Source organism: Pseudomonas sp. 21LCFQ010, assembly GCF_024129905.1.
In the GTDB taxonomy this organism is placed as follows: domain Bacteria; phylum Pseudomonadota; class Gammaproteobacteria; order Pseudomonadales; family Pseudomonadaceae; genus Aquipseudomonas.
Map to the genome: position 1 here is coordinate 35,146 of NZ_JAMYDZ010000013.1, position 25,038 is coordinate 60,183.

General features: G+C 61.8%; 22 protein-coding genes and 2 pseudogenes. 10 read left to right on the top strand and 14 right to left on the bottom strand.

Going from position 1 to position 25,038, the window contains the following annotated elements:
• Window positions 1-2: 2 nt before the first annotated feature.
• Together NJC38_RS16035 and NJC38_RS16040 are read left to right on the top strand one after the other, a co-directional pair.
• Window positions 3-1,340, top strand: coding sequence for an FMN-binding glutamate synthase family protein (locus NJC38_RS16035; protein WP_045491848.1), 1,338 nt, complete (start codon window positions 3-5; stop codon window positions 1,338-1,340).
• Between the two features lie 141 nt (window positions 1,341-1,481).
• Window positions 1,482-2,807 carry an ammonium transporter gene (locus NJC38_RS16040; protein WP_253115699.1) on the top strand — a complete coding sequence of 442 codons (1,326 nt, stop codon included), beginning with the start codon at window positions 1,482-1,484 and terminating at the stop codon, window positions 2,805-2,807.
• A 156-nt stretch (window positions 2,808-2,963) separates the two neighbouring features.
• Here the strand turns inward: NJC38_RS16040 and NJC38_RS16045 are convergent, their stop codons facing one another.
• From NJC38_RS16045 to NJC38_RS16060, 4 genes are all read right to left on the bottom strand, one after another.
• Window positions 2,964-3,335: a PIN domain-containing protein gene (locus tag NJC38_RS16045; RefSeq protein WP_257106712.1), complete on the bottom strand. Its 372-nt coding sequence runs from the start codon at window positions 3,333-3,335 to the stop codon at window positions 2,964-2,966.
• A complete protein-coding gene (locus NJC38_RS16050) occupies window positions 3,332-3,532 on the bottom strand; it encodes a type II toxin-antitoxin system VapB family antitoxin (protein WP_045494840.1) in 201 nt (66 codons plus the stop codon). Before NJC38_RS16050 ends, NJC38_RS16045 begins: the two co-directional genes overlap by 4 nt.
• Window positions 3,533-3,840: 308 nt before the next feature.
• Window positions 3,841-4,167, bottom strand: coding sequence for a helix-turn-helix transcriptional regulator (locus NJC38_RS16055; protein ID WP_253115701.1), 327 nt, complete (start codon window positions 4,165-4,167; stop codon window positions 3,841-3,843).
• Window positions 4,151-4,405: a type II toxin-antitoxin system RelE/ParE family toxin gene (locus NJC38_RS16060; protein ID WP_253115703.1), complete on the bottom strand. Its 255-nt coding sequence runs from the start codon at window positions 4,403-4,405 to the stop codon at window positions 4,151-4,153. Before NJC38_RS16060 ends, NJC38_RS16055 begins: the two co-directional genes overlap by 17 nt.
• Window positions 4,406-4,580: 175 nt before the next feature.
• Here NJC38_RS16060 and NJC38_RS16065 point away from each other — a divergent pair, with 175 nt between their 5' ends.
• On the top strand, window positions 4,581-4,772 hold the full coding sequence (locus NJC38_RS16065; protein ID WP_253115705.1) for a hypothetical protein: 192 nt from the start codon (window positions 4,581-4,583) through the stop codon (window positions 4,770-4,772).
• A gap of 10 nt (window positions 4,773-4,782) precedes the next feature.
• Here NJC38_RS16065 and NJC38_RS16070 read toward each other — a convergent pair whose 3' ends face one another.
• From NJC38_RS16070 to NJC38_RS16090, 5 genes and pseudogenes are all read right to left on the bottom strand, one after another.
• Complete coding sequence (locus tag NJC38_RS16070; protein WP_366856063.1) at window positions 4,783-5,220, bottom strand: TonB-dependent receptor; 438 nt, start codon at window positions 5,218-5,220, stop codon at window positions 4,783-4,785.
• A gap of 104 nt (window positions 5,221-5,324) precedes the next feature.
• A pseudogene (locus NJC38_RS29055) lies at window positions 5,325-5,891 on the bottom strand (FecR domain-containing protein); the annotation flags it as partial.
• A complete protein-coding gene (locus NJC38_RS16080) occupies window positions 5,888-6,400 on the bottom strand; it encodes a sigma-70 family RNA polymerase sigma factor (protein WP_253115707.1) in 513 nt (170 codons plus the stop codon). The pseudogene NJC38_RS29055 and the gene NJC38_RS16080, both read right to left, overlap by 4 nt.
• A gap of 252 nt (window positions 6,401-6,652) precedes the next feature.
• Window positions 6,653-7,690 (bottom strand): LLM class flavin-dependent oxidoreductase, encoded by a 1,038-nt coding sequence (locus tag NJC38_RS16085; RefSeq protein ID WP_253115709.1) that lies wholly within the window; start codon window positions 7,688-7,690, stop codon window positions 6,653-6,655.
• A gap of 90 nt (window positions 7,691-7,780) precedes the next feature.
• Complete coding sequence (locus NJC38_RS16090) at window positions 7,781-8,266, bottom strand: flavin reductase family protein (RefSeq protein ID WP_045491844.1); 486 nt, start codon at window positions 8,264-8,266, stop codon at window positions 7,781-7,783.
• A gap of 661 nt (window positions 8,267-8,927) precedes the next feature.
• Here NJC38_RS16090 and NJC38_RS16095 point away from each other — a divergent pair.
• Window positions 8,928-10,361 carry a cytosine permease gene (locus NJC38_RS16095; RefSeq protein WP_253115711.1) on the top strand — a complete coding sequence of 478 codons (1,434 nt, stop codon included), beginning with the start codon at window positions 8,928-8,930 and terminating at the stop codon, window positions 10,359-10,361.
• Window positions 10,362-10,639: 278 nt separating this feature from the next.
• On the opposite strand, the gene NJC38_RS16100 is transcribed toward NJC38_RS16095, so the two are convergent.
• Window positions 10,640-12,787, bottom strand: coding sequence for a TonB-dependent siderophore receptor (locus tag NJC38_RS16100; RefSeq protein ID WP_253115713.1), 2,148 nt, complete (start codon window positions 12,785-12,787; stop codon window positions 10,640-10,642).
• A 276-nt stretch (window positions 12,788-13,063) separates the two neighbouring features.
• Window positions 13,064-13,474: a RidA family protein gene (locus NJC38_RS16105; RefSeq protein ID WP_253115715.1), complete on the bottom strand. Its 411-nt coding sequence runs from the start codon at window positions 13,472-13,474 to the stop codon at window positions 13,064-13,066.
• 125 nt (window positions 13,475-13,599) lie between these two features.
• Between NJC38_RS16105 and NJC38_RS16110 the strand changes: the two genes are divergently transcribed.
• Both NJC38_RS16110 and dapA read left to right on the top strand, forming a co-directional pair.
• Window positions 13,600-14,517: a LysR family transcriptional regulator gene (locus NJC38_RS16110; protein WP_253115718.1), complete on the top strand. Its 918-nt coding sequence runs from the start codon at window positions 13,600-13,602 to the stop codon at window positions 14,515-14,517.
• A 302-nt stretch (window positions 14,518-14,819) separates the two neighbouring features.
• On the top strand, window positions 14,820-15,698 hold the full coding sequence (gene dapA, locus NJC38_RS16115) for a 4-hydroxy-tetrahydrodipicolinate synthase (RefSeq protein ID WP_253115719.1): 879 nt from the start codon (window positions 14,820-14,822) through the stop codon (window positions 15,696-15,698).
• Between the two features lie 16 nt (window positions 15,699-15,714).
• On the opposite strand, the gene NJC38_RS16120 is transcribed toward dapA, so the two are convergent.
• From NJC38_RS16120 to NJC38_RS16130, 3 genes and pseudogenes are all read right to left on the bottom strand, one after another.
• Complete coding sequence (locus tag NJC38_RS16120; protein ID WP_253115879.1) at window positions 15,715-16,146, bottom strand: NUDIX domain-containing protein; 432 nt, start codon at window positions 16,144-16,146, stop codon at window positions 15,715-15,717.
• Window positions 16,138-16,623: pseudogene (locus NJC38_RS16125) on the bottom strand (GrpB family protein); the annotation flags it as partial. The pseudogene NJC38_RS16125 and the gene NJC38_RS16120, both read right to left, overlap by 9 nt.
• Window positions 16,624-16,699: 76 nt before the next feature.
• Window positions 16,700-17,449 (bottom strand): 3-oxoacyl-ACP reductase family protein, encoded by a 750-nt coding sequence (locus tag NJC38_RS16130; protein WP_253115722.1) that lies wholly within the window; start codon window positions 17,447-17,449, stop codon window positions 16,700-16,702.
• Between the two features lie 150 nt (window positions 17,450-17,599).
• On the opposite strand from NJC38_RS16130, the gene NJC38_RS16135 reads away from it, so the two are divergent.
• From NJC38_RS16135 to NJC38_RS16150, 4 genes are all read left to right on the top strand, one after another.
• On the top strand, window positions 17,600-18,520 hold the full coding sequence (locus tag NJC38_RS16135; RefSeq protein WP_253115724.1) for a LysR family transcriptional regulator: 921 nt from the start codon (window positions 17,600-17,602) through the stop codon (window positions 18,518-18,520).
• Between the two features lie 283 nt (window positions 18,521-18,803).
• Window positions 18,804-20,615 (top strand): allophanate hydrolase, encoded by a 1,812-nt coding sequence (atzF, locus tag NJC38_RS16140; RefSeq protein WP_253115726.1) that lies wholly within the window; start codon window positions 18,804-18,806, stop codon window positions 20,613-20,615.
• 10 nt (window positions 20,616-20,625) lie between these two features.
• The gene (gene uca, locus NJC38_RS16145) at window positions 20,626-24,255 is read left to right on the top strand and encodes an urea carboxylase (protein ID WP_253115728.1); all 3,630 of its coding nucleotides are present in this window, start codon (window positions 20,626-20,628) and stop codon (window positions 24,253-24,255) included.
• A 1-nt stretch (window position 24,256) separates the two neighbouring features.
• Window positions 24,257-25,033, top strand: a complete 777-nt coding sequence (locus tag NJC38_RS16150) for a GntR family transcriptional regulator (RefSeq protein ID WP_045491829.1) — start codon at window positions 24,257-24,259, stop codon at window positions 25,031-25,033.
• Window positions 25,034-25,038 lie beyond the last annotated feature (5 nt).

Here is a 25,038-nt window from a genome sequence, read left to right on the forward strand (position 1 = left end):
CCATGACCGAGTTTTCCAATTCCAAAGCCCAGGCTCCGGTCCTGCGCGAGTCGGCCACTTTCGATCGTCTGACCATCCAGGAAATCCAGCGCGCCGCCGAAACCGGCATCTATGACATTCGTGGCGGCGGCACCAAGCGCAAGCTGCCGCACTTCGATGACCTGCTGCTGCTCGGCGCCAGCGTGTCGCGCTATCCGCTGGAAGGCTACCGCGAGAAATGCGGCACCGACGTGATCCTCGGTAACCGTTTCGCCAAGAAGCCGTTGCACCTGAAGATTCCGGTGACCATCGCCGGCATGAGCTTCGGCGCGCTGTCGGCCAATGCCAAGGAAGCGCTGGGCCGTGGTGCCAGCATTGCCGGCACCAGCACCACCACCGGCGACGGCGGCATGACCCCGGAAGAACGCGGCCAGTCGCAGCACCTGGTTTACCAGTACCTGCCGTCGCGCTACGGCATGAACCCGGATGACCTGCGCAAGGCTGATGCCATCGAGATCGTGCTGGGGCAGGGCGCCAAGCCGGGCGGCGGCGGCATGCTGTTGGGCATGAAAGTCACCGAGCGGGTCGCGGGCATGCGCACCCTGCCAATCGGCGTCGACCAGCGCTCGGCCTGTCGTCACCCGGACTGGACCGGCCCGGACGATCTGGCGATCAAAATCGCCGAGATCCGTGAAATCACCGACTGGGAAAAACCCATCTACGTGAAAATCGGCGCCAGCCGTCCTTACTACGATGTGAAGCTGGCAGTCAAAGCCGGTGCCGACGTGATCGTGCTCGACGGCATGCAGGGCGGCACCGCTGCGACTCAGGAAGTGTTTATCGAACACGTCGGTATCCCGATCCTGCCAGCCATCCCGCAAGCGGTTCAGGCCCTGCAGGAAATGGGCATGCACCGCAAAGTGCAGTTGATCGTCTCCGGCGGGATTCGTAATGGTGCGGACGTCGCCAAGGCCATGGCCCTGGGCGCTGATGCGGTGGCCATCGGCACGGCTGCGCTGGTGGCGCTGGGTGACAACCACCCGCGGCTGGACGAAGAGCTGAAAAAGATCGGCTCGGCCGCCGGTTTCTACGACGACTGGCAGAACGGCCGCGACCCTGCGGGCATCACCACCCAGGACCCGGAACTGGCCAAACGTCTGGACCCGGTCGAAGGCGGGCGCCGCCTGGCAAACTATTTGCGTGTATTGGTGCTCGAAGCCCAGACCATGGCCCGCGCCTGCGGCAAGAGCCACCTGCACAACCTCGACCCCGAGGACCTGGTGGCCCTGACCGTCGAATCGGCCGCCATGGCCCGCGTACCGCTGGCTGGCACCAGCTGGATTCCGGGTTCGCAGTACTGATTCGGTGATCCCTCTGTGGGAGCGAGCAAGCTCGCTCCTACCGATGATCGGCATCACATCCCGAGAGGCCGCAAAGGCCCGTTTTCCAAACAACATTCCCCGCTGCCAGACACTTTCCATTACCCCGCAGGAGCGTTGAAGATGGTTAATCGTCTACCTGGCAAATCCCTTCTTGCAGCACTGGCGCTGGGCGCCTGTATTCCTTTGGCCCAGGCGGCCGAAACCCCGACCCTCAATACCGGCAGCACCGCGTGGATGATCACCGCCGCGGTGCTGGTGCTGTTCATGTGCCTGCCCGGCCTTGCCCTGTTCTACGGCGGGCTGGTACGTGCCAAGAACATGCTCTCGCTGTTCACCCAGTGCTTTGGCATCGCCGGGCTGGTCGGTGTGTTGTGGGTGCTTTACGGCTACAGCCTGGTGCTGGACACCACCAATATGGTCGCCGGGGAGGTGACCTTTAATAGCTTCGTCGGCAGCCTTAACCGTGCTTTTCTGGCCGGCCTGAGCCCCGACAGCCTGGTCGGCGAAATCCCTGAAGGTGTATTCATCACCTTCCAGATGACCTTCGCCATCATCACCCCGGCGCTGATTGCCGGGGCTTTTGCCGAGCGCATGAAGTTCTCCGCCGCGCTGCTGTTCATGGCGCTGTGGTTCACCCTGGTTTACGCCCCGGTGGCGCACATGGTCTGGGGCGGGGCGGGCGCGGTGATGCACAACTGGGGCGTGCTCGATTACGCCGGTGGCACCGCTGTGCACATCAACGCCGGAGTCGCGGCACTGGCGGCCTGCCTGGCACTGGGCAAACGCAAAGGCTACAAGAATGAACCCATGCCGGCACACAACCTGAGCCTGACCATGGCCGGCGCGGCGATGCTCTGGGTCGGCTGGTTCGGCTTTAATATCGGCTCCGGCGGTGGCCTTTCCGGGTTGTCCGGGATGGTGATGATCAACACTCAGGTCGGTGCGTGCGCCGGGATCATTGGCTGGATGTTCAGCGAGTGGCTCAAAGCCGGCAAACCCAGCGCGCAAGGGCTGGCCTGCGGTGCGCTGGCCGGCCTGGTCGGCATCACCCCGGCCTGCGCTTACGTCGGTGTGGGCGGTGCGCTGGTGATTGGCCTGCTGTGCGGCGTGTGCTGCTACCTGGGAGTCACCGTACTGAAGAAACGCCTCGGCTATGACGACAGCCTCGACGTCTTCGGTCTGCATGGCATTGGCGGGATTGTCGGTGCGGTGCTGACCGGGGTGTTCTGCGTGCCGGCACTGGGCGGTTTGGTGCCGGACGCCAATATGCTCGATCAGGTGATCGCACAGATCAAAGGCGTGGCGCTGACCATGGTGTATTGCTTCGTGGTCAGCTGGGCGATCCTCAAGGTGGTCAAGGCACTGGTCGGTTTGCGCGCCGATGACTCGACCGAAGAGCTGGGGCTGGATTTGGCCGAGCATAACGAGCGGGCGTATAACCACTGAGTGGCGGGGTAGCCGCCTTGTACACCATGCAAGACGGTCAGGCTCTCCTTTCAAGTCCTTCAGCGGAACGCCGCCCGCGCTGGCGCGATTTTGGGGCGCAACCCGCAGGGCCTCGGCGCGGTTGTGATGAAACGGCAACAGACCAGGAGTCAGTACTCAGTCGGGCTGGTGGTTGATCTGCAAGCGTGTGGCCAGGCTGGCCAGTCGTTTGTCCAGCGTCCACAAATGCGCCCGAGTGATCAAGGCTGATGCCAGCAGTGTCATGTCCACCAGCCCGCACCCCAAACCGTAGAGCTTGTGCTGCTCCACGAAAGTCATCACTTCGGTCCATGTGGGTTGCTGGCAGTGCTTCAAACTGGACAGATCTGCCAGCGTTCGAGTCCGCTCAGGTGGTGTACCGCACGCCAGTTCACCCATAACCATGGGGTGGATCAGCACCCGGTCCTGTTGAAGCAAGTTCGAAAGGCCCGGGTTGTAGCTGCGAAAGTGAGCCACCCAGATAGAGGTATCGACAAGCACATCCATCATTCGGATGCATCACTTCGACGGGGGATATCCTCCATTGAGGGCATTGCAGAGCCAAGGGCTGCCAAACGCTTTGCTGCCTGAATACGGACAAACATCTGCACGGCCTCACGAAAAAGCTCGGCCTTGTCCATATTAGGGTCTGCGACTTCAAGGGCACGTTCATACAAGGCGTCATCAATCGTAACGGTCGTTCTCATGATCAGGCTCGCATCTGTCATCAATAATGATGCAATTCTACATCAGCCTTGATGAGCTCGGGGGCCTCTCTGTCAACGTTAGACGCTCGACAGGCTGTTGAAAAACGACCTGCTGGCTGAGGGCGTACGGCGCTACACGAATCATTGCTACGTCGAAAACAGGCTGGATCGCCAGTCCGACGATCGTATTCCTGGCTATCCTGCCTGTGCCATCCGCTCAAGAAGCAGCCGAGTGGCTCAAAGTCGGCAAACCCAGCGCCTGAGTTCAGGGGTAGCCGCCTTGCACCCTATGCAAGGCGGCTGGTTTTTCAGATATCCAACAACGCGGGCGCAATGCCCAAAGCATTTGCGATCTTCTCCCGGGTCGCCTTGCGCGGCCTGGCCGCCTGTTCTTGCTGGGCATAAGCGGGCTGGCTGATGCCGATCCGCTCAGCCACTTCGCTTTGCGAAAGCCCCAGATGCTTGCGCCAGGCGCCGATGGGGGTCATGTCTTCCTTGATCATGTAGCCGACGACCTCATTGGGGACCAGATCGTCTTGCGGGTGGTTTCTAACGTAGTCGGCGTAAGGAATGACCACGAAAGCGGGGGTACCATCCGGGCCGTTGATGATCTGCACGTTAATAGGTGTGCTCATCCCGTTTTTTCACCTCTTCAATGTTCACGATCTTCACTGATGCTTCCCAATCGAACATGACCCGATAGCGGCCTATGCGAAGACGATAGCCATATTGATGGTTCATCAGGCGTTTGATGTTCTGCACATTGGGCATATAGGCCAGCGCTTGTGCCGCCTCGAAAATCCTGGATTGGTCAGACTTGTTGATCTTTCCAAGCTGCTTGAGTGCTCTGCGCGTCCAGTTGATTTTGCTCATGCCGGTCTCACCACGCTTGATGATTATAAGTGTTTTTATAAGTATTTGAAGCGCGTGATTGATCCGGGCGGCTGGAAATACCTATGGAGCGCAGGCAGTGTGAGGGGCCAGGCGGGGTGTGTCTTGTCAGCGGTTTCGTCAGTGCTCGGCAGAACCGTCGCAAAGACATCCGGAAATGTCAGGCCGTGACGAGCGACAAAGCAAAGAAAGCCAGGGCGTATTCGGCCTGCATGGCGTTGGCGGGATTGTCGGCGTGGCGCTGACCGTGCTGTATTGCCTTGTGGTCAGCGGGGCGATCCTCAGAGTGATCAAGGCCAGAGGATTGGAGCGGTCACGAGTCGCTGCTGACCGCTCCAGCAGCTTTTGACTGCTGCGCCTCAGCGCAAGCGATAGTCCAGAGTCAGCATGGCGTTGCGTCCGGCACCCATGAAGTTGCCACTGTGGTAGGTGGTGGAAATGGTCTGGTAATAATCACGATCAAACAGGTTTTTGACGTTCAGTTGCAGCGACGCCTGGTCATTGATGGTGTAGCGCGCCATCGCATCCACTACGGTGACCGCCGCCTGCTCGATGCGGTAATCCGCGCCCTTATGGTAGGTCTTGCTTTGGCTGCGCAGTGATGAACCGATGGTCAAGTCTTGCCAAATGCCTGGCAACTGGAACGTGGTGCCCAGCTTGGCCAGATGTTTGGGGCTGCTGTTGGTCCCGTATAGCTGGCCCTTGCTTTCGCCCGCCAGGTACTCGGAAAGGGACCCTGTATAGCCCGCCTGAACGTTCCAGCCCGGCTGGATTTCACCGGAGGCTTCAAACTCGATACCCCGTGTAAACGCTGCAGATGGCGCTGCGTGTCCAGCTCGGCCACCTGGCCGGCCTCCAGCAGCAACTGCTGCTCAGCGCAGGAAAATGCCACCCGGCCACGCTCGACGCTGACCCGCACTTGCGGCTCCAGGCGTTCGACAACGAAGCGGGTGCCAAGCACTTGAACCTGCGCGACACCCGCCTCGACGATGAATCGCCGTTCAGATGCATGGCTGACGTCAAAGATTGCCCGGCCACGCAGCAGAAAGACTTTGCGCTGCTGGCCTTCGAACAGCACATGCAGGCGAGTATCGGCATCCAGCGTCAGCTCGCTACCGTCATCCAGAGTGACCCGGCGTCGCTCGCCAATGGCGGTCATCAGCATCTGTTCCTGTTGGCCCAGACGCAGGGTCACTACTGTGCCGATGCCAACGGCCAGCAGCAGGCCGCCCAGCGCGCCATTGCGTACGAAGCGCCGACGGCTGAGGCTTTCCATGGCGTTGGCCATGCTCTGGGTTTGACCGGTGTTGGCGAAGTTGCCCCAGAGTTTGGCGAAGGCTTCGTATTCCTGTGCATGCTGCGGATCGGCCGCCAGCCAGCCAGCGAAGGCTTCATGGTCAGGATGCTCGGCGGGCAGGTCCAGCAGGCGGGTGAACCAGTGTGCGGCTTGTTCGCGGGCAGAACTCACGAGGCAAACAGCTCATAAGCTTCGCGCAAGTCGAGCAGGGCGCGGGCCAGATGCCGCTCGACCATTGTTGAACTGATACCGAGCATGCGCGCGACCTCGACCTGACGGTGCCCCTCGATTCGTGCCAGCCAGAACACTTCACGGCAGCGCGGTGGCAGGCAGGCAAGAATCCGCTGGATGGCTTCCAGACGCTGTTGCAGGTCTGCCAGATGCTCGGCCGAGGGCGCAAATTCGCCGTTCTCCCGGGTGTCCATCCAGGGTTCCATATCACCTTCGGGTAGCGGCAGCAGGCGCGAGGCATCCCGGTAGTGATCGATTAATACCGAGTGGGCGACGCGTCGCAGATAGGCGTTGGGCTGCGCGATATCGACGCGCTGGCTGGCAAGAATGAAACGGATGAAGGCATCGTGCAGCACATCATGGGCGCGCTGCATGCACTGGGTCTTGCGACCCAGACTCAGCAGCAGGTCGGTATAGGCCCAGCGCAGATTGATTCCGTTCCATTGCATCCGTACGTGCCGAAAAAGGGATCAAGATGAAAGCGACAGAGTGTAGGGGAGTGCCATCACGGATGTAAATGAGATTATTTTGCATTGGTTCTGCTGCAGCGCGATGCGGGGTGATGGCAGCCATCCCGGCTCGCGGTGGCTTATCAGGCCGGGCTGATCTTTCAGATATCCAGCAATGCGGGTGCAATTCCTAAAGAGCGTCCCACAAAAAAGCCGGGCATCGCGCCCGGCTTTTGCGTCACTTAGCGCATCTCAACGAAACGCCGGCACCACGTGCTGGATGAACAGCTCCAGCGACTTCTTCTTCTCGGCATGCGGCAGGCTGTTGTCGCACCAGAAGCTGAACTCGTCGACACCCAGTTCCTGGTAGTAACGAATACGTTTGATGATTTCTTGCGGGGTGCCGATCATGGTGTTTTTGCGGATGTTCTCCAGTTCGAACTCCGGGCGCTCGGCGAATTTCGATTCCGGGCTGGGTGCCAGAAAACCGTTGACCGGTACGGTCTTGTTACCGAACCAGGCGTCAAAGGTGCGGTAGAACTTGTTGATCGCGGCGGCGCCGACTTTCCAGCCGTCCGGGTCATCTGCGCTGTGCACGTGGGTGTGGCGCAGCACCATCAGTTGCGGGCGTGGCACGTCCGGGTTGTTGTCCAGCGCGGCCTGGAATTTGTTTTTCAGGTCCAGGACTTCTTCGTCGCCTTTCATCAGCGGCGTGACCATCACGTTGCAGCCATTGGCAACCGCGAAGTTGTGCGAGTCCGGGTCGCGGGCGGCGATCCACACCGGTGGGGTGTTGACCGGCTTGGGGATGCTGGTGGAGGTCGGGAATTTCCAGATCTCGCCGTCGTGGGCGTAGTCGCCTTGCCACAGGGCCTTGACCACCGGAACCATCTCACGCAGGGCCTTGCCGCCTTCGGTGGCGGGCATGCCGTTGGCCAGGCGGTCGAACTCGACCTGATAGGCGCCACGGGCCAGACCCACTTCCATACGACCGTTGCTGATCACGTCGAGCAGGGCGCATTCACCGGCCACCCGGATCGGGTGCCAGAACGGCGCGATGATGGTGCCGGCGCCCAGGTGGATGGTCGTGGTGCGGGCCGCCAGATACGCGAGGATCGGCATCGGGCTTGGCGAGATGGTGTATTCCATGGCGTGGTGTTCGCCTACCCAGACGGTGCTGAAACCGCCTTTTTCGGCCAGCAGGGTCAGCTCGGTCAGGTCATCGAACAACTGCCGGTGGCTGACTTGCTCGTCCCAGCGTTCCATATGCACGAACAACGAAAATTTCATGACGTTACCTCGGTCTTGGCGCCCGACAGTGAGTGGGGAAGGGCGGATCTGTATTTTTTGGTATACCGTAATATCGAATGCTGACGCAGATCAAGCCGCCGTGGGCAGGGCACCCATTTTGCCCAGGCAATACACCATCGGTGCGACGGGCTGCTCAGGCAGGATCAGGTTCTTCACCGCGCCAACCATGATCGCGTGATCGCCACCTTCGTATTCGCGCCACAGCTCGCATTCAATGATCGCCGTAGCACCGGCCAGCAATGGATTGCCCAGCTCGCTCAAGCTCCACTCGATGCCTTCAGCCTTGTCTTTGCCCTTGCGCGCGAAGGCATAAGCTTCGGTTTTCTGCTCGCTGCCGAGCAGGTGAATGGCAAAGCGTTTGTTCTTGATCAGTACAGGATAGGAGTCGGAGCTGTAATTGGGGCAGAACAACACCAGGGCCGGTTCCAGGGACAGCGCGCTGAAGGCGCTGGCAGTCAGCCCGACCACTTGGCCATCATCATCCAGGGTGGTGATGACGGTAACGCCGGACGGGAAGGAGCCCATGACGTTCTTGTAGACATTCGGGTCGATCATTGGATACCTCTCGTTGGAGACCGCTAGGGGGCACGCTGGTGTGGACGGGGCCGAAGCAGATTGTTTTCTGTCTGATGGTATACCGTAATACTTAATTCGCAAGTGTTTTTGTTGCATCGCTTGTCTGAGCCTGACGCTGCAACTGCGCTGTAGGCCTTGATATTTCTGACCTGCACCGTTGTTTGCGGCCGCTTCTGACGCTTGACAGGCGTCTGTTGAGGGGCCGAAAGATGGCCGGTAGGGGGTTGTGTGTATGTGGCATACCATAATATGGTGTTATCAGCGCAATGAATGGCACGAATGACACCTTCACTGCCTCACACTCATTCCGGCCCTGTTCAAGCAGGGCGCTGCATGGTTTGGCTCTGCACAACAACAAATTCAGGCGAGACGATGTTTCTTCACTTTTACCCAGTGGTGCCGGTCACCACGCTGCCCAGCGTTATTCGATTCGTAACGGATTTCTCAACTGCCAAGAGTCTGCGCACCCTCAGTGCGTAAGGCGTCGGGCCTGCCGCTTTTCTAAGCCCGGATGATTGAGCCTGGCCGGCCTGCCACACGCAGGTCGTGGCCCGGCTCGTCCGGAAAAAGCCGCAGGGCCTGATGGGTTTGTCATCTGGCGCCCGCCACGGCGTCGGCCATCGGTTTCGAGATAGCGACTATGTCCAAGCACAACACGCCCCAGCAAAACCCCCATGACAGCGGCAGCGCGCCGCTGATCGAAAACCACACCGTTGATTACGTTCCCCCGGCAGAGCGGCACGGCAAGGCTCGCGACCTGTTCACCCTGTGGTTCAGTACCAATATTGCGCCGCTGCCGATCGTCACCGGCGCGATGGCCGTGCAGGTGTTTAACCTCGACTTTTTCTGGGGGCTGCTGGCGATTGTGCTGGGTAACCTGATCGGCGGCGTGGTCATCGGTCTGGCTTCGGCGCAGGGCCCGCAGCTGGGCATCCCGCAGATGGTCCAGAGCCGGGGCCAGTTCGGTCGTTACGGCGCGTTGCTGATCGTGTTCATCACCGCGCTGATCTACGTCGGCTTCTTTATTTCCAATATCGTCCTGTCCGGTAAGTCGATCCAGGGCCTGGCACCGTCGGTGTCAATGCCCACCGGCATCCTGATCGGCGCGCTGAGCGCTACCGCCATCGGCGTGATCGGCTATCGGTTCATCCACACCCTCAACCGGATCGGCACCTGGGTGATGGGCGCGGCGCTGTTGGCCGGCTTCAGCATGATCTTCCTGCAAGAGCTACCGGACGACTTCTTCATTCGTGGTGGCTTCGATGCCGCCGGCTGGATCGCCACGTTGTCGCTGGGCATCATCTGGCAAATCAGCTTCTCGCCATACACCTCGGATTACTCGCGCTACCTGCCCAAGGAAATCGGCATCGGCAAACCGTTCTGGGCCACCTACTTCGGTGCCAGCCTGGGCACTATCGCCTCGTTCAGCTTCGGCATGGTCGCGGCGCTGGCCACCCCGCAAGGCACCGAAGCCATGGCGGCGGTCAAGCAATCCACCGGCTGGCTGGGGCCGATCCTGATGGTGCTGTTTCTGCTCAACATCATCAGCCACAACGCCTTGAATCTGTATGGCGCGGTGCTGTCCATCGTCACCTCGATCCAGACCTTCGCTGCGCAGTGGACGCCGAGCATCAAGCTGCGCGTGGTGTTGTCGACGATCATTCTGGTGGGTTGCTGCCTGGTGGCGGTCAGCGCCTCGGGCGACTTTATCAGCAAGTTCATCGGCCTGATCCTGGCACTGCTGATCGTGCTGGTGCCGTGGGCGGCGATCAACATCATCGACTTCTACCTGATCAAGCGCGGCGTGTACGAGATCGAGTCGATCTTTCGCAACGACGGCGGCATCTATGGGCGCTTCAACCCCCACGCGATCATCGCTTACGCCATCGGCATCCTGGTGCAACTGCCATTCGCCAACACCTCGCTGTACGTCGGCCCGTATGCCAACTACATCGAAGGCGCCGACCTGTCGTGGCTGGTCGGTCTGCTGGTCACTGCGCCGCTGTATTACTGCCTGGCCACGCGCAGTAAAAAAGAAGCCAGTCGGGCTGCACGGTTGCGCTACAACGACTGAGTGGATCATCCCGCCCAAGGGCGCCCCGGCCGTGTTGCCGGGACTCGGGAATGGGTCGTGCAGCCACTGTATGCCCCCGGTGGGAGCGACCTTGCTCGCGAAGACGGCGGCACATTCGCTACAAATGCTGTGACTTTAACGGCCTCTTCACGAGCAAGCTCGTTCCCACAGAGGTTTGCGGCGCTTAATTGAACAGTATTGGCTTTAGCCCCGAAGCTTTAAGCCCTGAAGTTTTCAGGGCCCTTCGCGGATAAATCCGCTCCTGCAAACCGTCGGGATCAGAACTGGCCTTTGAGACTCAGCACGAAGTTGCGCGGCTCACCATACAGGTTGCCGTAGCCACTGGACGAGACGGTGCTGTAATAGGTCTTGTCGAACAGGTTGTTGCCGTTCAGGGCCAGCGTCCAGTGCTCGTCGAGCTTGTAGGCCGCGCGCGCTGAGTAGATCGTATAGCCGCCTTCGACGTAGGAGTAGTCCAGCGACTGTGTGCCACCCAGCGGCACGACGCTGCCGGCCTCGCTTTGCGCGCTCTGGGCCAGGACCCCGGCGCCGATGCTGAGTTTCGGCAGGCTCTGCAAGCGGTAGTCGCTCCACAGCTTGAACAGGTGCCGTGGGGTGTGGCTGCTGAAACGCGCGTCGCCTTCGCGCTTGTTCTCGTTGGCGTTGTAGGTGTAGCCCATGGCGACCTGCAAGCCCGGCAGCACTTCGCCGTTGAGTTCCACTTCAAAGCCCTGGCTCAACTGGTAGCCATTACCGATGTAGCAGCACGAGGTCACGCTGCCCCACTGGCGTGGGTAGCTGGTGTCTTGCTGGCCTTCGCCTTTCTTCTCGATGCGGTACAGGGCGAAGCTGCCAAGCAGTTTGCCGTCGGCCATTTCGCTCTTGATGCCGATCTCGTAGTTGGTGCCGGTCATGGGCTCCAGCGCCTTGCTGCCCGGCGGCGGGCCTTGCAGCAGGGTGGACTGGGTCTTGTAGATTTCGGCATGGCTGGCGTACAGGCTGACGCTCGGGGTCAGTTCGTAGACGATGCCGTAATAAGGAACGAACTGGCTGTCGACGTCCAGCGACGACAGTTTCTGGCCGGTGGCGCCGACGTACTCGGTGTCTTCCTTGAGGGTGTAGCGGCCGCCGACGATCAGCGATAACTCGTCGGTCGGGCGAATCCGCAGCGAGGTGTACGAACCCACCTTGCGGATGTCGGTCGAGGTGTCCGGGAAGCTCTCGGCGGTCGGGAAGTAGGCCGGCAGGGTCGGCGCAAAAATCGTGTCTGAGTACAGGTAGTTCCAGTAGCTGCCGCCGCGGCTTTTGATCTTGGTTGCATCGATACCGACGGTCAGGTCGTGGCTATGGCCCAGCAGCTCGAAAGAGCCCTGCAGGTTGAGATCGAAGGTGGTCTGGGTATTGCGGTAGCTGTGCTGGTTGTTCCACCAGTCGCCGCCGGTGCCGGTGGCGCGATCGATGGGGTTTTCCAGCTCGACCACGTTCTGGTCGTTCTGGTTGATGTTGTGGCGCAGGTTGGCCACCGCCTTCCAGTAGTCGCTCAGTTGCTGGTCGAGGCGCACGAACAGCGTGGTGTTCTCGATATCGTTCCAGCTCCAGGGCGTGGTCATGTTGGTGCGCCGCGACAGGCCCAGGTCGCCGCCGTCGGCGTAGCGGCCGATGGTGTTGCGCACGCCATTGAGGTCATCGCGCTGATGGCTGAAACCGGCCAGCAGCAGGGTGTCGTCGGTGGCATCGAATTCGAACGAGGCGTAGTTGAGGTTGCGCTTCTTGTGGTCGTAGTTGACGAAGTTGCGCTTGTCTTCCAGTGCCGCGACATAGCGGCCACGCAGGCGGCCGTCCAGGCCCAAGGGGCCGGTGACGTCAATCTCGCCACGGTAGTTGTCCCAACTGCCCGCCGAGGTCTGCAGCTTGACCTGGTTGTAGGCCAGCGGCCGCTTGTACATCAGGTTCAGCACCCCGCCCGGCTCACCGCCACCGTACAGGCCATCGGCGCCGCGCAGCACGCCGACGCTGTCGAACTGCGCCAGGTCTTCATAACGGGCGCTGTCGAGCAGGGTAGAGGTCGCGCCACCCTGATAGCGCACGTCATTGATCGCGAAACCACGGGACAGGTAGGTGTTCTTCGCCCAGGCCTCCTGGCGCGAGATGCCGGTCATCTGGTTCATCACCTGATCCATGCTCTTGAGCTGCTGGTCTTCCAGGCGCTGGCTGGTGATTACTGTCACCGACTGGGCGATGTCCTTGAGCTTTTGCGCACTTTTGCCGCCCATGGCGGTGGTGCCGGGCGCATAGCTGCCGGTGTTCTCGGTGCTTTCACCCAGGGCCTGGCCCTCGATGTTGGTGGCCGCCAGCTCCACGCCCGAAGCGCTGTCATGAGTGTCGACTGGCAGTGTTTCGGCCTGTAGCGGGCCGTGCAGCAGCATGCTGCTCAGGGCCAGGCAGACAGGTGCAGGGACGTACGCTGGAAGGAGCGGGGAGGGAGCATGGAGAGATCCGAATGTGAGTGCTAATTGTTTTCGGATGCGAATTATTTACATTTGAATTGCTTTTACAAGTGCCTCCTAACGAATTTTTTACAAAATGTTTTTCCTTTAACGTAATACCACCCCTACTTGTTGGCCTCAATTAATCAGACCGGGAAACCTCGGCGGGCAGTTCCTGCCCGCCAAGGGTCGCGGGTAATCAGCTAATGTCGGCGATCATGCGCCGTTGTTGGCGCTTGTCGGGGCCTTGGCAATGACCTTGATTTCAAAGTCGAACCCGTACAACCAGGTCACACCAACAGCGGTGATGGTCGGGTAGGGCGCCTCGCCCCAGTATTCGGGCACCACCTGCCAGATGGTTTCGAAGGTCGATTGCGGATCGACCATGAACACGGTGACATCCACCACGTCCTCGAAGCTGCCACCTGCGGCCTCAAGAATCGCATTGAGGTTGTCAAAGGCGCGGCGCACCTGATTCTGCAAACCGGGTTGCGGCGAGCCGTCTTCACGGCTGCCGACCTGGCCGGACACGAACAGAAAACCGTTGGAACGAACCGCCGGCGAGTAGCGATTGCGCTCATAAAGGGCCTGGCGGCCAGCGGGGAAAACAACGTCACGTTGGGTCATGGGAAACTCCTGGGGATGAGCCGGAAAGCGATGTGCTGAAGGCCACTTTAGGTGGCGCCCCGGTGCGGATAAACTCGCAAACTCACCCATCACTGTTTGTAAATCGCAAACAATCAGGAGCGCTGATGGACCGTTTCGACGCGATGCTGGCCTTTGCCCGCGTAGTGGAAACCGGCAGCTTCACCAAGGCTGCCGACACCCTGCACCTGAGCAAGACCAGCGTGACCCAACTGATCCAGCAGCTTGAGGCGCGCTTGCGGGTGCGCTTGCTCAACCGCACCACGCGCAAGGTCAATGTCACCGCCGATGGCGCGGCCTATTACGAGCGCGTGGTGCGGCTGCTGGCCGATATGGACGATGCCGAAACCAGCCTGTCGAGCGCCGCTGCAGTGCCACGTGGACGGCTGCGGATCGATGTGCCCAGCCCGCTGGCGGCCAAGGTGTTGATCCCGGCCTTGCCAGGCTTCTACGCCCGTTACCCGGACATTCAACTGGACATGGGCGTCAGTGATCGCAAGGTCGACCTGATCGACGAAAACGTTGACTGCGTGGTGCGCGGCGGAGAATTGACCGATCAGTCGCTAATCGCGCGACGACTCGCTGACTTGCGGCTGGGCGTCTACGCCGCGCCGGCTTATTTGCAGCGCTTCGGTACCCCGGCGCACCCCCGTGAGCTGGAAGATAGCCGCCACCGGATCGTCGGTTACCTCTGGGCCCGCACCGGTAAACCCTTGCCCTATGCCATGCAGCGGGGCAACGAAAGCCTCAAGGTCCAAGGCCATCACGCGCTGGCGGTCGATGACGGGAATGCCTATCTGGCCGCCGGCCTGGCCGGGCTGGGTATTCTCTGGCTGCCGGAGTACATGGCGACAGCGCATGTGCAAAGCGGTGAGCTGATGCAGCTGTTCAGCGACTGGCAGCTCGACTCGATGCCGATGTACATCGCCTGGCCGCCGAACCGGCACGTCAGTGCCAAGCTGCGGATGTTCATCGAGTGGGTGGTTGAAATTGCGGGGGAGTGGACGCCGCCGGCTTTGAAATGATTTGTGACGCTCTGTTGACTTTGTTTGCCCGGCCCGCGCATGATCGCCGGGCAATCACTGCGCCACGGACTACCAATGCCTACCAGCCTTGACCACTCGCCGCTTTCCCGGGACCTCTGTCTCGCGGCGTGCGTGTGCGTGTCCGTTGCCAATAAATCCAAGAAACAGTCGCTCATTTGACCGGGGCGCGCTGTCCCGTCAGATGGGCTGACAGGACACCAAGGCGCCAGGCAGATACCCTCCCAGCACCCGCTCCCGCACCCTCCTGACGAGACTCGCCGGTCTACTCAAGGAGATTTTGCATGTCAGCTTTTCGTGGTATCTGGGTCGCTCTGGTCACACCCTTTCGTAACGATGAAATTGATTTTCCTGCCCTGCAGCACCTGGCTGGCAAGCTGCTCGACGATGGGGTTCGCGGCCTGGTGGTTTGCGGCACTTCCGGCGAGGCCGCAGCGCTCAGCCATGCCGAGCAACTGGCGGTGCTCGATGCGGTGCTTGAGCGGGTGCCGGCCGATCAGGTCATCATGGGCCTGGCCGGTAATAACCAGCGCGAGTTACTGGCTTTTCAACAGGACATCCAGCAACGGGCGCTGGCTGGCCTGCTGGTCCCGGCGCCGTATTACATTCGTCCGTCCCAAAGCGGGCTGGAGTCGTTCTTCAAGACCGTGGCCGATGCTGCCACGGTGCCGGTGGTGCTTTACGACATTCCTTATCGCACCGGCGTGCGCATCGAGCGCGAGACGATCCGGCGGATCGTGCGCCATCCGCGTATTGCAGCGGTCAAGGATTGTGGCGGCGACCTGGACACCACCACTGTGCTGATCGCCGATGGCAACGCCGAGATTCTCACCGGCGAAGACCTGCAGATCTTCAACAACCTGTGCCTGGGCGGTGCCGGTGCGATCTCGGTGTCAGCGCATATTCGTGCCGATCTGTATGTGCAGATGCAGCGTCAGGTCGACAACGGCGAACTGGCCGCCGCCCGCGCGACCTTCTACCGTCTGCGCGAGTGGATGCAGGCGGCGTTCTGTGAACCGAACCCGGCGCCGGTAAAAGCTGCACTGGCATTGCAAGGTTTGCTGGTGCCTGACTTGCGCGAGCCGATGCAAGGCTGTTCAGTGGCGACGCGGGAGCGTCTGGCTGATGTGCTGGCGCAACTGGATCTCAAGCCGCGGATATAAAACCGGTCAAACAGCTTCAGTCGGGCAGGGCAGCGGTCCTGCTCCTGATCTGTTGCAGGGCTCGCTGGTACACCGGGTGGCAGGGCTCAGGCAGATCCTGCGCCAGCGGTTGCCAGAAAAACTCAAAAACCCGGCCGCCATCGTCTGCGGTGGAAAAGCGCCAGTGCTCCGGCACTGGCCCGGCAGCTTCGCAGCACTGCAAAGACCACAGTTGCCCACCAAAGCCGCAAGACCAGACGCCCAGATCGCATTTGATCCGGGCGCCGGTAAGCCCCGATTCTTCCGCGAGTTCGCGCACGGCCGCCTGGGCTGCTGACTCATCAGGTTCAATACTGCCTTTCACCAGTTGGTAGCCGGCCAGCGGGTGCCGGAAAGCAAGGATCTGCACTTGTTCGCCGTTGCGCCGCAACAGCACCGGGCAAGCCTTGCCCGGCTTGTCCAATAGCATCTCAATGAACGGCGCCTTGCCGGCCAGGTATTCGCCCATACCGGCCGTGTTACTCGCTTCGAGTTCGAGCTTGAGCGCTTGATAACGCTGGCGCAGTACCGCGTCCGCACGCAACAGGTCGCGAAACCGCAGCACCCGTTCAATCTGCGGATGACCGGTTACGCAGATGTGTAATTTGTGAGTGCGCACACCGTCGACATTGCGCCGATAAAAATGATGCCCCGGTGTAAGGTCGCTGCCGCGTACATAGCCGAGCCCGGCCAACACGGCATCACGCTGAGCTTCGTTACAGTGTTCACGGACTTCGATCAGTACGTCGATTTCCGGCTTGGCAGCCAGCCCTTCGACGGCGGTGCTGCCCACATGGTGGGTGGCAACATGCTCAGTACCGAAGGCTGCCGCAATCTGTTCAAGGGTTGCCTTAAACAGCGCTGGCCAGCGATCGTCGTAGGGAGTAATGGTGCTGGTGAGTGCCATGCTGCGTCCTTGTATCGGCGGCCCATAAGAAGCGGGCGCGATAGTAACGGCTCAGCGCGCATGGCGCACCTCTGTTTCAGGCCGCAAAGCCACCATCAATGGTCAGGTTGGCACCGGTGATATAGCCCGCTTCCGGCCCGGCCAGGTAGGCGACAAACCCGGCGATCTCTTCGGCGCTGCCGTAGCGGTCCAGTGCCATCAGGCCCAGCAGGCCTGGCGCCATTTCACCGTTGGCGGGGTTCATGTCGGTGTCCACCGGGCCGGGTTGTACGTTATTGACGGTGATGCCCCGTGACCCCAGATCACGGGCCATGCCTTTGACCAGACCGATAAGCGCCGACTTGCTCATGGCGTAGGTGGCCCCCCCTGCGAAGGGCACGCGCTCGGCATTGGTGCTGCCAATATTGATGATTCGCCCGCCAGTGCCCATATGTTGCAGCGCCGCCTGGCTGGCGACAAACACGCTGCGTACGTTGATCGCCAGGGTGCGGTCGAAGTCGGCCAGCGGCAGCTCTTCGACCGAACCCAAAGCCAGTACACCTGCGTTGTTGACCAGAATGTCGATCCGGCCAAAGGCTTCTGCTGTTTGTGCGACCGCCTCAATCACCGCTTCGGCGTCGGCGCTGTCAGCCTGGATGGCTAGCGCTTTGCCGCCAGCGGCAATGATTTCGTCCTCCAGCGCCTGGGCTTTGCTGGCCGAGCTGACGTAGGTGAAGGCGACGCTGGCGCCCTCGGCGGCGAGGCGTTTGACGATGGCTGCGCCGATGCCGCGTGAGCCGCCTTGAACCAGAGCGACTTTGCCGGCGATTGAAGGGCAATGAGTCATGGTTGTTCTCCTGAAAGGGTCAGGGCGATGCGCCCCGCAGTGAGTCAAGTATTGCGGGTGAATTACCAGCCCGGTAGACCATTAATCGCATGCTCTGAGTAAACCAGAAGTTTATGATCAGGCCGTGTTTGTCTTCTGCAAGGATCGGCCATGGAAACCTTTGGCAGCATCGAGAGCTTTATCCGGAGTGCCGAAGCCGGCAGTTTCGCCGAGGCCGCGCGGCGGCTGGGGCTCACTTCCGCCGCGGTGGGCAAAAATGTCGCTGGGCTGGAAGCGCGGCTGGGCGTGCGGCTGTTTCTGCGCAGCACCCGCCGACTGACCCTGACCGAAGCAGGGCGACGCTTTCTTGATGAGGTCGGTGGCAGTTTTGGTGTGATCCAGAATGCCGTGGCCAACCTGGCCAGCGCCGAAGGCCAGCCCGCCGGTACGCTCAAAGTGAGCATGGGCCTGATGTTTGGGCGGCTTTATGTGCTGCCGCTGCTGGGTGAGTTTTTGCAGCAGTACCCGGCGATCGTCGCGGATTGGCATTTCGATAACCGTCAGGTCGACCTGATCGGCCAGGGCTTCGATGCCGCCATCGGTGGTGGCTTCGAACTGCCGCCTGGTGTGGTGGCGCGCAAGCTGGGGCCGGCGCATCGCATCCTGGTCGCCGCCCCGGAGTATCTGCGCCAGAACCCGGTCGAACACCCGGATGATCTTGAAAACGCCGCCGGCATCCTGATTCGCTCGCCACAGACTGGCCGGGTACGCAGTTGGCCGCTGACTCACCGCGATCAGGAGCAATGCCCGCTACGCCTGAAGCCGCGCATGACCCTGAGCGATTCCGAAGCCGCCTGCGCCGCCGCCGAGCAGGGCCTTGGCATCGCGCTGGTGAGCCTGCCGTTTGCCTTGCCGTACCTGGAACGTCAGCGTCTGGTACGGGTACTGCCAGACTGGTATGTCGACGATGGCAATATTTCCCTGTACTACGCCGAGCACAAACTGTTGCCGGGCAAGACCCGCGCGTTCGTCGATTTTCTGCTGGAGCGGTTCAAGGCGCAGGGGCTGGCGCAGCGGTTCAGCGCCGTTTGAGGCCGTGACCATCGGGGCGCGACAAGCCCCGCCGTTCAGGGTGGGGAAGGAGTGCCACAGAGCAAGCGCTTGAGCGGCAGCTCAGCTAGCTCCCGCAGGTTAACTACAAGGCCGCTGCACCACGAGCAGGCAGGCTGCGCAATAAGCGTGCGACTGGTCCGTGCAGAAACTCCAAAAATCCCCTTTCTATAAAGATAAGTTCATGAAATTAAAGCGTTTATAAGAACTGGCATTAGCGTTGCAATACAGATCCCAACTTGGATACAAGATGGAATCTCAGCATATGTCCCAGGCTTCTGCGCTTTACACCTTGGCTGATTGGCAACAGGCCTATCGCGACGCTCTGCAACCCGGCGCCTTGCTGCATGAGCTGCGCAACCGCTTGAGTGAAGACGACACGGCGTGGATCAGCCGGGTCAGTGCCGAACAGCTCGATGCGCAACTCGATCAGTTGCAGGCCCGGCTGGAGGCCGCGGGTGGGGATCGTAGTGCGCTGCCGTTGTACGGCGTGCCGTTCGCCATCAAGGACAACATCGATGCGGCCGGTTGGCCGACCACCGCCGCGTGCCCAGAGTTTGCCTATGCTGCGCAAACCGATGCCACGGTTGTGGCGCGGTTGCGCGCTGCCGGTGCGGTGTTGATGGGCAAGACCAATCTGGATCAGTTTGCCACCGGTCTGGTCGGCACCCGTTCGCCCTATGGCGCGGTGCCCAACAGTTTTGATCCGGACTACGTCAGCGGTGGTTCGAGCTCGGGCTCTGCCAGCGTGGTTGCCCGTGGCCTGGTGGCGTTTTCGCTGGGGACCGACACCGCAGGTTCTGGTCGGGTGCCGGCGGGCTTCAATAACATTGTCGGTCTCAAACCGACCAAGGGCCTGCTGCCCAACACCGGTTTGGTGCCGGCTTGCCGCACTGTCGACTGCATTTCGATCTTTGCCCTGACCGTCGATGACGCCGAAACCGTGCTCAAACTGGCCAGCGGTTATGACGCCGCCGACCCTTACAGCCGGCACAACCCCAACAGCGCGCCCGTCGCAATCGGCGCCAGGCCCAAGCTGGCAGTCCCGGCAACCCTGGAGTTCTTTAGCGACGAGCAGAGCAGGATGCAGTTTCAGCAAGCGCTGGACGGCCTGCGCCAGCTGGGCGCCGAAATCAGCGAAATCGACTTCAGCCCATTTAGCCGGTTGGCCGAGCAGTTGTATCTGGGCCCTTGGGTGGCTGAGCGAACCGTCGCGGTTGAAGGCGTGGATCCTGCGGCAATCGACCCGGTGGTACGCGGTATTGTCGAGGGCGGCAAACGCTACAGTGCCTGCGACGCCTACAAGGCTGAGTACCTGCGCGCCGAGCTGTCGCGGCAGATCAATGACAGCCTGGCCGGCTTCGATGCGCTGGTGGTTCCGACCGCGCCGACCATCCGCCGGATCGCCGAGATGGCCGAAGAGCCGGTGCTGTTCAACAGCCAGTTCGGCACCTACACCAACTTCACCAACCTGGCCGACCTCTCGGCGCTGGCCCTGCCTGCCGGGCTGCGCGATGACGGCTTGCCGGCCGGTATCACCTTGCTGGCGCCGGCCTGGCACGACCTGGCGCTGGTCAGCCTGGGCAAGCGCTGGCAGCAGGCCCAAGACCTTACCTTGGGCGCCACTGGCGCTGCGAAGCCTGCGCCTGCACCAGCCCTGCAAGCGCCGGGCTGTGTGCGTCTGGCAGTGGTCGGTGCGCACCTGACCGGCATGCCGCTGAACTTCCAGCTCACCCAGCGCAACGCGGTGCTGGTCGAGCAGACCCTGACCGCCAGCGATTACCGGCTGTATGCGTTGCCCGGCACCGTGCCGCCCAAGCCTGGGCTGGCGCGGGCCGAGCAGGGGGCGTCGATCATCGTTGAGCTGTGGGACATCCCGCTGGCGCGCTTTGGCGAGTTCGTCGCCGAAATTCCGCCGCCGCTGGGCATTGGCAACCTGCAACTGGCTGATGGCCGTTGGGTCAAGGGCTTCATCTGCGAACCGCTGGCGCTGCACAGCGCTACCGACATTACCGAACTCGGCGGATGGCGGGCATTCATTGCCAGCCGCAACAGCACACCCACCCCCAACGTCTGAGGCGCCTGTCATGTTCAATACCGTATTGATCGCCAACCGTGGCGAAATCGCTGTACGTGCCATCCGCACCCTCAAGCGTCTGGGCATCAAGAGCGTGGCGGTGTACGCCGATGCCGACCGCAATGCGGCGCATGTGCGCGACGCCGATGTGGCGATTGCCTTGGGCGGCGACAAACCTGCCGACAGCTACCTGCGTATCGACAAGATTCTCGCCGCCGCCAAGCAAACCGGTGCCCAGGCGATCTATCCGGGTTACGGTTTTCTGTCTGAGAGTGCCGAGTTTGCTGACGCCTGCGAGCAGGCCGGGATTGCCTTTGTCGGCCCGACCGCCGGCCAGATCCGTGAGTTTGGCCTCAAGCACCGTGCCCGTGAGCTGGCCGGCCAAGCCCAGGTGCCGATGGCCCCCGGCACCGGTCTGCTCGACAGCCTGCAGCAGGCGGTGCAGGCGGCGGAGCAGATCGGTTACCCGGTAATGCTCAAGACCACTGCCGGCGGCGGTGGTATTGGCCTGACTCGCTGTGCTGATGAGCCAGCGCTGCGCAGCGCCTATGACAGCGTCAAACGCATGGGCGAGCAGTTTTTCAGTGATGCTGGGGTGTTCCTTGAGCGCTTCGTCGATAAGGCCCGGCATGTCGAAGTGCAGATTTTTGGTGATGGTCAGGGGCAGGTGGTGGCCCTCGGCGAGCGCGATTGCTCGCTGCAACGGCGCAACCAGAAAGTGGTGGAAGAGACCCCCGCGCCCAACTTGCCCCAGGCCACCCGCGAGCGCCTGCATGCCGCCGCCGTGCAACTGGGGCAGTCAGTGGCTTATCGCAGTGCCGGCACCGTAGAGTTCATTTATGACCCTGCGCGGGACGATTTCTACTTTCTGGAGGTCAACACCCGCCTGCAGGTCGAGCACCCGATCACCGAGATGGTCACCGGCCTTGACCTGATCGAATGCATGCTGCAAGTCGCCGCCGGCAGCCCGCTGGATTGGGCAGCGCTGCGACGCGCCCCGCAAGGCGCAGCCATTGAAGTGCGGCTGTACGCCGAAGACCCGCTGAAGAACTTTCAGCCGAGCCCCGGTGTATTGACCGACGTGTACTTTCCGGACGATGTGCGGGTCGATGGCTGGGTCAGCACCGGCAGTGAAGTGTCGGCGTTCTATGACCCGATGATTGCCAAGCTGATCGTCAGGGGCGAGGACCGCGCCGATGCCATGGCGCGGATGCAAGCTGCACTGGCCGCGACCCGGCTGCACGGCATTGCCAGCAACCTCGACTATCTGCGCCAGGTGGTGGCCGACCCGCGGTTTGCCCGTGGTGATGTCTGGACCCGGCTGCTCGACGATTTCACTTTCAAGGCCAGTGTCATTGAAGTGCTGGAGCCGGGCACCTATTCCAGTGTTCAGGACTATCCAGGGCGGCTGGGCTACTGGGACATTGGCGTGCCGCCGTCAGGGCCCATGGACGATCAGGCGTTTCGCCTGGCCAACCGGATTGTCGGCAACCATGTCAGTGCCGCGGCGCTGGAGTTCACTCTGCAAGGGCCGACCTTGCGCTTTCACAGCGCAGCCCTGATCGCCCTGACCGGTGCCGATTGCCCGGCGACGCTGGACGGCGAGCTGGTCGCCTACTGGCAGCCGGTTTCCGTACAGGCCGGCCAGGTGCTCAAGCTTGGGCGTGCGCAATCGGGTTGCCGCACGTATCTGGCCGTGCGCAACGGTCTGGATGTACCGCTGTATCTGGGCAGCCGCTCGACCTTCGCGCTGGGCCAGTTCGGCGGGCATGCCGGGCGCACGTTGCGCACCGCCGACATGCTGGCCATCTCGCAGCCGGAACTGGCCGCCTGCACCATCCCGGCGCCGATCAGCGCGCCGCAGGCAGTGCATGCCAGCCTGATTCCGCACTACGGCAATGAGTGGGAAATCGGCGTGCTGTACGGCCCGCACGGGGCGCCGGATTTCTTTACCGCAGACTCCATCGAGGCGTTCTTCGCCGCCGAGTGGGAGGTGCATTACAACTCCAACCGCCTTGGCGTGCGGCTGTCCGGTCCCAAGCCCGACTGGGCGCGCAGCGATGGCGGCGAGGCGGGCCTGCACCCCTCTAACGTGCATGACTGCGAGTACGCGATCGGCGCGATCAACTTCACCGGTGACTTCCCGGTGATCCTCACCAAGGATGGCCCGAGCCTGGGCGGGTTTGTCTGCCCGGTGACCATCGCCAAGGCCGAGCTGTGGAAGATCGGCCAGGTCAAACCCGGCGACAAACTGCGCTTCAAACCCATCGGTTTTCAGCAGGCGCAGAGCCTGGAGCAGGCACAACTGGGCAGCCTCGAAGCCCTGGCCGCGATCAGCGCCGTGCCGTTGCCAGCCCCGGCCCTGCAACCGGCCGACACCGCGTCGGCGACCATTCTCGCCGAGCTGCCGGCCAGCGGCTCACGGCCACGGGCGGTGTATCGCCAGGCCGGTGATGCCTACATCCTGCTCGAATACGGCGACAACGTGCTGGACCTGGCGCTGCGGCTGCGCGTGCACCTGTTGATGGAAGCCCTCAAGGCCCGGCCGCTCAAGGGCCTGGAAGAGCTGGCGCCCGGCGTACGCTCGCTGCAACTGCGCTATGACAGCCGCGTGCTGCACCAGAAGAGCCTGCTGGAGCACCTGCTGATGCTCGAAGAGGGGCTGGGCGATGTCTCGCAGCTCAAGGTGCCGACCCGGATCATTCATCTGCCGATGGCCTTCGAAGACAGCGCGACCCTCGGCGCCGTCCAGCGCTACCGCGAGACGGTGCGCAGTGAAGCACCGTGGTTACCGAATAACGTGGACTTCTTGCAGCGCATCAATGGCCTGGACAGCCGCGAGCAGGTGCGTGACATCCTGTTCCAGGCCAGCTACCTGATTCTGGGGCTGGGCGACGTGTACCTCGACGCCCCCTGTGCGGTGCCGCTGGACCCGCGCCACCGGTTGCTCAGCTCCAAGTACAACCCGGCGCGGACCTTCACCGCCGAGGGCACGGTGGGCATCGGCGGCATGTACATGTGCATCTACGGCATGGACTCGCCCGGCGGCTATCAGCTGGTGGGCCGTACCCTGCCGATCTGGAACAAGTACGTGAAGAACCCGCAGTTCGCCAACGGCCAGCCATGGTTGCTGCACTTCTTTGACCAGGTGCGTTTCTACCCGGTCAGCGAAGCTGAACTCAATGAACAGCGCGAGGCGTTTCGTGAAGGCCGTGGCCAGATCCGCATCGAGCACAGCGAATTCGACTTCGCCGAGTACCAGCGCTTGCTGGCCGACAACGCCGAGAGCATTGCCGAGTTCCAGAGCCGGCAGAAGGCGGCGTTCGACAGCGAGGCGCAGCTGTGGCACGACGATGAGCCGCCGGTACTCCGAGCGGCGGCCGACAGCGAGGCTGATGCGCAGGACTATGAAGGCCATCTGGTCAGCGCCGAAATGTGCGGCAGTGTCTGGAAGGTGTTGGTCGAGCCGGGTCAGCACGTCGAGGCCGGTACGCCCCTGCTGGTGGTCGAGGCGATGAAGATGGAGCTGTCGGTGATCGCACCGGTGTCCGGAGTGGTCAAGGCCGTGCGTTGCCAGCCCGGCAAGGCGATCACGCCGGGCGATGCGCTGGTGTGGCTGGAACCGGGTGAGGCGGCCTGACATGCAACTGTCCAGCACCGTCATGCGCAGCAAGGAACGCCCGGAGAATCTGGCCGAGCGGATCTATGCGCAGCTCAAGGACGACATCTTCGAGTTTCGCCTGCTGCCGGGTGACCGCTTTTCCGAAGGCGAAGTCGCCGAGCGCATGGCGGTCAGCCGCACCCCGGTGCGCCAGGCGCTGTATCGCCTGGAGCGCGAAGGTTACCTGGAGGTGTATTTCCGCAGCGGCTGGCAGGTGCGGCCATTTGATTTCGAGCATTTCGAAGAGCTTTACGATCTGCGCATCGTGCTGGAACTCGAAGCGGTCAAGCGCCTGTGTGACTGGCCGCGTGCAGAGCTACCGCCACTGCTGGCGCAACTGGCCGAGACCTGGATGGTCGCGGCCGATCAGCGCCTGACTGACGGCAGCGCCGTGTCGCGGCTGGACGAGCAGTTTCACTGCCACTTGCTGGAGGCGGCCGGCAATCGCGAGATGGCGCGGATTCATGCCCAGGTCAGCGAGAAAATTCGCATCATTCGCCGGCTGGATTTCACCCAGGGGCCGCGCATCGAGCTGACCTATCAGGAACATGCACTGATTCTGGAGGCGATCCTCAAGCGCCGCTGCGAGCAGGCACAGTCGTTATTGAAGACCCACATAGAGGTCAGCAAGGCCGAGGTCCGCAAGGTCACTCTGCATATGTTGCACACCGCCCGCCAGCGTTCGCTGGCGGCAGGTAGCAAGCAAGAACATTTCGCGTCTGCCCACCACAAGCCAACTGTTGACTCAACAATATGATGGGG